This window comes from Mycobacterium sp., assembly GCF_050701675.1.
Classification (GTDB): Bacteria; Actinomycetota; Actinomycetes; order Mycobacteriales; family Mycobacteriaceae; genus Mycobacterium.
Map to the genome: position 1 here is coordinate 1 of NZ_JBOGDD010000323.1, position 2,083 is coordinate 2,083.

Below are 2,083 nucleotides of genomic sequence, written 5' to 3' on the forward strand. Positions count from 1 at the left end.
CGTCCATACTCCGGGGAAGGTCAGAGGCGGCAACGAGAGCGCCCCGATCGTCGCCAGCACCAGCAGCGCAGGAGAGACCCAGCGGTACTTGGCCAGTCCCAACACACCCAGACCAGCCACCGCGAGGTAGCACATGACCTCGAAGATGAGGGACCACAGAGACGCATTCCAGATGCCCGCATACGGAATGTCGCGCGGCGTCCCGCCGACGTCGTATTGGAGCTGTATCAACGCACTGTTCTTCAACACGTACTCGACCGGCGCCGCCGACAACAGCAGCTTCATGGGCGAGCCGCCCTGTATCAGCACACTGACGGGCGCAATGATGAACGCGGTCACCGCCAGCACGACGTAATACCCGGGGAGGATGCGAAGAGCACGAGCGGTCAGATAGTCGCGGATACGCGGGTCACGGAGCCAACTCGAGGTGATGAGGAATCCCGAGAGCCCAAAGAATCCGTCCACCCCGACCGAGAAGAGCAGCTGGAGAACCGCCTTCGATGGGATGAGGTTGCCCGTGAGCGGGAACGAGTGAAACAGGATCACCTCGATCGCCAGAACGAGCCGGCACGCATTCAGCGCATTGTTACGCGGATCGAATACGCGCCCGAGCTTCATTCGTGGCCCCCTGTCCCTGGCAACGTCATCGTATCGTCATCTCGATCCAGGATCGCACTTTCCGCTCACCTCTGCCGGGGGCTGGAACCAATTGCCGCATCTGATGATTCGCGGCGAGCGCGGAAGCGCGATCAACAGGGAAATCGCTGCGCTCAAAGACGATTCGGGGTGCCCTTCGCTATCCACTCGAGAAGCGCAGGCAGGCCTTCCTCTAGCGTCCACTTGGGAACCCATCCGAGCCCGTCGCTTGCCGGCTCGATGTCGCAGCTCGCCGCACGGACGTCGCCGTCGCGAAACTTCCCTACGACGACGGGATCCGGCGCAGCGCAGATGGCGGCTACCTTCCGAGCCAACTCGTGGATGGTCGTTGCGATGCCGGAACCGATGTCGAGGCAACGTTGCCCGTCCGCAGGGGTGTCCACAGCCGCGAACAGCGCATCGACGACATCATCGATGAAGACGAAATCCCGGACTATCCTGCCGTCTTCGTAGACCTCCAACGCGTGTTGTTCGCGCGCGAGTCGTGAGAACAGAGTGACTATTCCGGTATAGGAATTCGTCAGGGACTGGCCCGGTCCGTAGACGTTCTGAAGACGCAGCACACTGAGATTGGTGTCATGCGCGGCCGCCCAGGATGCCAAGATGTGCTCCTGGGCAAGCTTTGTCGCAGCGTAGATGTTGGTAGGACGAGGCTCCGTTCGCCCGGCCCGGCTGGGAAGCGACACCGCTGGTTCGCCCGTTGAACCCTGGGGATCCCAGGTACCGGCCAGGAGCTGCGCGTGGCTGCGAGGTTGCGGGTAGAAGGTCTGCGTGCCGCATTGCCAAGCACCCTCGCCGTAGACCGCCCTTGACGAGGCCAGTACCAGCTGGTCGGGCACGAATGCCGAGCGACTCAGGGCGTCGAGAAGCTGCGTGGTGCCCACCACGTTGACCGAGCCGTGCCGGGTCGCCTCGGAGAGCGACTGTGCCGTTCCCGTCTCGGCAGCCAGATGAACGATCTGGGAGGGTTCGAACAATCCGAGTACGGCATCCCAGTCGGGCGCGTGGGTGACGTCCCCGGTGAGCAGTCGCACCGACCGCGGCAGATCGATTTCTCGACCTCTGGCGTGCACCTGCGGGTGCAGGACGTCCATCACCGCGACGTCGTAACCCGCTTCGACGAGACGGTACGAGAGCGCGGACCCGATGAACCCTGCGCCGCCAGAAATGAGCACGGATTTCGACAAGAGCCGACGCCTCCCCTTCGTATGCAGAGCAACTGGATGACCGGCACACAGCCGAGAGCGCGGTCCATGTCATGGTATCGATGGCATTCCCACCATCACGGAGGGAGCCTCAAGCGCCAGCGCACCCTTCCATCAGATCGGCGGCTCTCGTGACGCTTTCGGCCGGCTTGCTCATCCGGACAGCGATCGCGCGGGCGCGGGCGGCGCACTGCGGGTCGAGGACCTGACGCAGGTCCTCG

2 protein-coding genes and 1 pseudogene are annotated in these 2,083 nt (G+C 63.5%); all 3 read right to left on the reverse strand.

Annotated features, from left to right (window positions below; genetic code table 11):
* A partial coding sequence (locus ACRDUX_RS09615) for an acyltransferase family protein (protein ID WP_526413287.1) occupies window positions 1–618 on the reverse strand: 618 nt, incomplete at its 3' end.
* Window positions 619–770: 152 nt separating this feature from the next.
* On the reverse strand, window positions 771–1,832 hold the full coding sequence (locus ACRDUX_RS09620; RefSeq protein ID WP_526413289.1) for an NAD-dependent epimerase/dehydratase family protein: 1,062 nt from the start codon (window positions 1,830–1,832) through the stop codon (window positions 771–773).
* Window positions 1,833–1,953: 121 nt separating this feature from the next.
* Window positions 1,954–2,083: pseudogene (locus ACRDUX_RS09625) on the reverse strand (glycosyltransferase); the annotation flags it as partial.